Genomic DNA, 5,872 nt, shown 5'->3' on the forward strand with positions numbered 1-5,872 from the left:
ACCCTCGCGGAAGTTCCGATTCCTACCGCTTGGGACCGCCCATTTCCCGCCATCCTGCCCACCGTTCCCACCTGCTGGTATTCCCCGGCGATCGGCCCGCGCCCCGCCGCCAGGTCGTACTCTGTGGGCCCGGACGCCCGGACGGGAGGCGTCGGACAGAAGGCGAGGCAGCGATCCATGCCCGAGCAGCCCGGACAGCCCGAGCGCCACCCGCTCCACCTCCGCGAGGGCGACCCGTACGGCCCGCACAACCTCCCGTACGGCGTCTTCAGCACGGCCGACGAGCCCGACCGCCGCCGCATCGGCGTCCGCTACGGCAACCACGTGCTGGACGTGCACACGGCCGCGACCGCGCTCGGCTCAGCGCACTCCGACCTGCTCGCGCACCCCCACCTGGGCGCGCTGCTGGCGGCGGGCCGCCCGGTCTGGCGGGCGGTACGGGCGGACATCCGCACCTGGCTCGGCTACCCGGCGATCGAGCCGTTCCTGCACCCGCTGGCCGACGTCACGCTCCATCTGCCGTTCGCGGTCGCCGACTACGTCGACTTCTACGCGAGCGAGCACCACGCCACCAACGTCGGCCGGATCTTCCGGCCCGACGGGGAGCCGCTCACCCCCAACTGGAAGCACCTGCCCATCGGCTACCACGGCCGGGCCGGCACCATCGTGGTCTCCGGCACCCCGGTCGTGCGCCCCAGCGGGCAGCGCAGGGCGCCGGGCGAGGAGGTGCCGTCCTTCGGACCCTCGCAGCGCCTGGACATCGAGGCCGAGGTCGGCTTCGTCGTCGGCACGCCGTCGGCGCTCGGCGAGCGGGTGCCGCAGTCCGCCTTCCGCGACCACGTCTTCGGGGTCTGCCTGGTCAACGACTGGTCGGCGCGCGACATCCAGGCCTGGGAGTACGTGCCGCTCGGACCGTTCCTGGGCAAGTCCTTCGCCACCTCGGTGTCCGCCTGGATCACCCCGCTGGAGGCCCTGGAAGCGGCCTTCGTCGCGCCACCCGCCCGCGACCGCGAACTCCTGCCCTACCTCGACGACTCGGAGCTGCCGCCCGCGGCGCTGGACATCCGCATCACGGTCACCCTGAACGGGCACACGGTCTCGGAGCCCCCGTTCTCGTCCATGTACTGGACGGCGGCCCAGCAGTTGGCCCATCTGACCGTCAACGGCGCCTCCCTGCGCACCGGCGACCTGTTCGCCTCCGGCACGGTCAGCGGCCCGCGGCCGCACGAGCGCGGCTCCCTCCTCGAACTCACCTGGTCCGGCCGCGACCCCCTGGAGCTCCCGGACGGCAAGCGCACGTTCCTGGAGGACGGCGACGAGGTCACCATGACGGCCTGGGCCCCCGGACCGGGGGGCGCGGTGGTAGCCCTGGGCGAGGTGACGGGCCGGATCGCCCCAGCGGCGGGCCAGGCCGTGCTTCGAGGCCGGTAGCAGCCTCCGCCCCTCGCGTCCCACAGGCCGCCACCGGCCTCACCCGCCCAACCGGACGGTGGCCGAATCCGCACTGGCCGACCCCCTCCCTTCCTGCCACCGTGAAGGAGGCGAAGGGGGGGACCGTGAGAAGACGCCAACGCTCCCTGACTGCACTGGTATTGGCGATCCTCCCCACCACGGTCGGCGCCACCGCCGCTCCGGGGCCACCCCCGACGACCACCATCCAGGTCGTACGGGACGACTTGCGAGGCCCCCGACACCTGGTGTGGGACCCGCACGCCGACCGGCTCCTGGTCGCGGAGGCCGGCCTCGGCGGCACGGGGCCGTGTGTGCCGGAGCCCGGCGGCGACCTGGCGATGTGCTACGGCCCCACCGGGGCGGTCCTCGCCTATGAGCCGGCCACCGGCACAGCGCACCGCATCGCGACCGGACTGCCGTCGACCGTCAACGACATCGGCATCGTCCGCGGTATCCAGGACCTGGCCGTCCGCCACGGGCGGATTGCCGCGATCTTCGGGCTCGCGGGTTCCCCTGCCAGTCGACAGGGGTTCGGCCCAGCGGGGCGACCGTTCGGCCAACTGGTGACCCTCCGCCCCGACGGCACCGTACGGCCCCGAGTCGACCTCGCGGCATTCGAAGCCGCACACAATCCGGACGGCGACCTCATCAACGCCAACCCCTACGCTCTCCACTCCGACCGAGACGGCACCACCATCGCCGACTCCGGCGCCAACGCCGTGCTGGCCGTCGCCCGCGACGGCACCGTGCGGCTACTGGCCGCCCTCCCCGGGCCGGGCGCTGCCGAATCCGTCCCCACTTCGGTGGTCCGCGGCCGCGACGGCGCACTTTACGTCGGCGAGCTGACCGGCCAGCCATACACCGTCGGCGCCGCCCGCGTCTGGCGGCTCGCCCCGTACGAGGAACCGACCGTCCATGCCACCGGGTTCACCAACATCATCGACCTCGCCGTCGACCGGCAGGGGAGGCTGCTCGTCCTGGAGATCGCCGAGCAGGGCTTCGGCTCCGAAGATCCGGTCGGCCGACTGGTCCGCATCGAACTCGACGGCAGCCACACCGTCCTCGCCCGCGACGGCCTCCAGCACCCTGCCGGCGTGGAGTCCACCCCGAACGGGGACATCTACGTCACCAACCACAGCACCGACCTGGCCGGCAACGGTCAGCTCCTGCGCATCCGCTCTCGCTGAGCCTTCCCCAGGACGTCCACCCGCCGGCGTGCCGGCAACGCGGAAACACCCTGAGGCCGCGGGCGCCCGCGCTCGCGGGCCTCGGATCAGCGGTCGCCGATCTGTTCCAGGACCTGGCGCGGGCGGTTGGTGATCAGGGTGTGGACGCCGAGCCGCAGGCACAGTTCGACGTCCTCCGGCTCGTCCACGGTCCACACGTGCACCTGGTGCCCGGCCGCCCGCAGCCTGGGTACGAGATCGGGCCGGGCCCGTACGAGATCGATGCCGGGGCCCGCGATGCGGACGCCGGTCGGGAGGGCCGGCGGGCGGCCCGGCAGCGGCGGGCGCTCGGTGAGGTGGACGAGCGGCAGCTCGGGCGCGAGAGCGCGCAGCCGGCGCAGGGCGAGCCGGGAGAAGCTCATCAGGCGCACCCGCGGCGGCTCGCCCGGCTTGGGCCGGTGCAGGCCGAACAGCCGCAGCTGGCGGACCAGTTCGTGCTCGACGCGGCCCGCCCAGCGGGTCGGGTGCTTGGTCTCCACCGCGAGCTCCACGGGCCGGGGCGCGGAGGTCGCGAGGTTCAGCAGTTCGTCGAAGGCGAGCACCCGCGCGGGTTCGGCCCCGCCGCCCTTCCAGGACCCGAAGTCGAGCCGGTCCAGCTCGTCCAGGGTCAGCGCGGACACGGCGCCGCGCCCGTCGGACGTACGGTTCACGCGCCGGTCGTGCACACACACCAGGCGCGCGTCCCGGGTCAGCCGCACATCGCACTCCAGCGCGTCCGCGCCGTCGGCGATGGCCTGCTCGTACGCGGCGAGGGTGTGCTCGGGGTGCTCGTCGGAGGCCCCGCGGTGGGCGACGACCCGGGTGTCCCGGCCGGTGGCTGCCCCGGGGTCGCGGGGACGTCGCTGGAATTGATCGAGATCCACGCCCACACCCTGCCACCCCCTGATGAACGAACAGCCAACGACCCGTAGTGCACAGAAATGTCCTGTATGACACTTCGCATACCCGTAGGGCTCAGGCCACCGGGCAGACTCCGCCGCCCCCAGGGCGAACGGCTGGTCAGGGCTGGATCGCGGGTCACGCCGGTGCCAGCTCCGGTCGATCCGGCCATCGGCTTTCGGCGATGCACCGGACCGTCACTTTCGATGCGAGCCAACGTCGAGGGTGGACGAATGCCGCCGAAGCAGTGGGGCTTGGCCTGCGACCCCCTGACGCATCGGGGGTGTGCTGAAGCGAACCGGCATGGGCCCGCCCGCCGCGATCCCGGAATCATGGCGGGCGGTGGGGTGGAACGCGTCGCAGGTCAGCGGGCGAGGGACCGCTCGGCGACATGGGCGAGGCGTTCCGTGAAAACCTTGTCGGCGTCCGCGGTGATCGTCCGTAGTGCGACCATGCTCGTGAAAATGACGTCGCAGAGTTCGGCCTGTACGTCTTCCCATGTGTGGCTGTTGCCCTTGCGGGGATTGGAGCCGGTCACTCCTTGGATGGCCTCGGCGACCTCGCCGGCTTCTTCGCTGATCTTGAGAACGCGCAGCAGACGGGCCACCTCGGGTGAGACGCCGCTCTCTTCGTCGAGCCACTCGACGAGTCGGTCGATGGTCTCCCATGTGTCGTGCATGTGTGAGGTGCTCCGTGTTCCGTGGGGGGCGGGTACTGCCGTTATGGGGTCGCCATGTTGCCGTCGAGCCCATCGCGTGAGCCGACGCTACCGGGCCGCGAGGGCAGCACGTTACCGATTCGTTCGGCTGTCTCCGATGGGGTGACGCTGCTCGTGTCCACGGTGAGGACGGGCACGCCGAGCCGTTCGAGGGTCTGCTCGGCCTGCTCGTACAACTCGACCTCGCGGGCCGGGGCATCGGGGTGGTGCTCGAATCGATGGTGCGCACCCCTGGCCGTGAGCCGTCGCGTGATGGTGCGCGGGTCGGCGGTGAGGAGTACAGCGAGGTCGGGCAGCACAATGTCGGCGTTGAGAGCGAGCAGGAATGGCTCTGGGACGCCGTCGAGGCGCTGTACAACGAGGGTTGAGGCGAGGTACCGGTCGCAGACGACGATGTCGCCGGCGTCAAGGTGAGGCTGTATCTCGTTGCGTATGTGGTCGTACCGATCGGCGGCGACGAGGCAGGCGAGCGCCCGCCCATGGATGTGGTCGGCGTTGGCTCGGGTGAACTGTCCGAGGGCGCTCGTTGAGGGCTCGATCGTGGTGTGGACTTGGTCGCCGCGGTCACGTAGGCGCTCGGCGAGTGCGGCGAGCGTGGTCGACTTGCCGACGCCACCGGGGCCGTCGAGCGTGACGAGTCGGCCGGGTCGTTGTGTCATGCCGCTGCCCCCTGTCGGCGGCTGCGGTCGTGTTGCTCGCGGGTGAGTGCGGCGAGGGTAGTGCGTAGCTTGTGCAAGGGAACGCCACCGAACTGGATACCCACCGAGAAGTTGAACTCGTCGCGCTGGCGCATGGATTCGTCGGCTCCCTGGTCGGTGAGGTCCACGTCGCCGTACGCGAGCATGGCTTCGGCGTTGTGGCCCGCGTCGAGGAGCCGCTGCCACACCGGGGTGCCGGGGTAGGGGCGGAACTCGAACACCGAGGCGCGGAAGGTGCCCGGGTTCCGGTCGGCAAGGTCCCACAAGTTGTGGATGTGGCGCACTGTGGCGTCGAGGTCCTCGCGTTGCTCGCCGGGGTATCCCAGGATGAAATACCCCTTCACGTTGATGCCGCGTTCCATCAGGCGGTGCGCGACGTCCTCGGTCATCTCGGCCGTGATGCGCTTGTCCATGGCGGCGAGGATGCGGTCGCTTCCGGACTCGATACCGAGGGCGACCTCTCGTAGCCCGTTGCGGGCGAGGGTATCGAGCATGTCATCGCTGGCGCGGTTGAGGACGTTGATGCGCCCGGTCGCATCCCAGAAGAAGCGTTCGCCTATGCGGTGCGCGGTGAACGCTTCCATGGCGGGGCGGATGACACGGGCGGCGCCGAGGAACAGGTCGTCGACGAAGCGGAAGGCGGTCGCACCGTAGTCGGCGTTGAGCGTCTCCAACTCGGCGACGATGTTCTCGGGGTCGCGAGTGCGGATCTTGATGTCAGGATTGGCGGAGACTGCTGCGCCGCAGAACCCGCAGTCGTACGGGCATCCGCGGCTGCCGACGATGTTCGCCTCGATCCGGCCGTCGTCGGCGCGGTACGGATCATGCGGGAGGTACCGGCGGGCGACGAACGGCAACGCATCGATGTCGGGGGCGAGGTGCCGGGCGGCGGTGCCGGG

The 5,872-nt window shown here is 71.2% G+C and carries 6 protein-coding genes; 2 read left to right on the forward strand and 4 right to left on the reverse strand.

Annotated elements, in window-relative coordinates:
* Positions 1 to 177: 177 nt before the first annotated feature.
* Entirely contained in the window at positions 178 to 1,431 is a 1,254-nt protein-coding gene (gene fahA / locus AOK16_RS20545) for a fumarylacetoacetase (protein WP_055473665.1), read from the forward strand.
* A gap of 125 nt (positions 1,432 to 1,556) precedes the next feature.
* The gene (locus tag AOK16_RS20550) at positions 1,557 to 2,639 is read left to right on the forward strand and encodes a ScyD/ScyE family protein (protein WP_157859283.1); all 1,083 of its coding nucleotides are present in this window, start codon (positions 1,557 to 1,559) and stop codon (positions 2,637 to 2,639) included.
* A gap of 86 nt (positions 2,640 to 2,725) precedes the next feature.
* On the opposite strand, the gene AOK16_RS20555 is transcribed toward AOK16_RS20550, so the two are convergent.
* The 4 genes from AOK16_RS20555 to AOK16_RS20570 form a co-directional block, all read right to left on the reverse strand.
* Positions 2,726 to 3,541, reverse strand: a complete 816-nt coding sequence (locus AOK16_RS20555; RefSeq protein ID WP_055473669.1) for a glycerophosphodiester phosphodiesterase family protein — start codon at positions 3,539 to 3,541, stop codon at positions 2,726 to 2,728.
* A 380-nt stretch (positions 3,542 to 3,921) separates the two neighbouring features.
* The gene (locus AOK16_RS20560) at positions 3,922 to 4,236 is read right to left on the reverse strand and encodes a MazG-like family protein (RefSeq protein WP_055473667.1); all 315 of its coding nucleotides are present in this window, start codon (positions 4,234 to 4,236) and stop codon (positions 3,922 to 3,924) included.
* Positions 4,237 to 4,277: 41 nt separating this feature from the next.
* On the reverse strand, positions 4,278 to 4,934 hold the full coding sequence (tmk, locus tag AOK16_RS20565) for a dTMP kinase (RefSeq protein ID WP_055473668.1): 657 nt from the start codon (positions 4,932 to 4,934) through the stop codon (positions 4,278 to 4,280).
* On the reverse strand, positions 4,931 to 5,872 hold a 942-nt coding region (locus AOK16_RS20570; RefSeq protein ID WP_157859284.1), incomplete at its 5' end, for a B12-binding domain-containing radical SAM protein. The genes tmk and AOK16_RS20570, both read right to left, overlap by 4 nt.

This window comes from Streptomyces pathocidini (genome assembly GCF_001418495.1).
Lineage (GTDB): Bacteria > Actinomycetota > Actinomycetes > Streptomycetales > Streptomycetaceae > Streptomyces > Streptomyces pathocidini.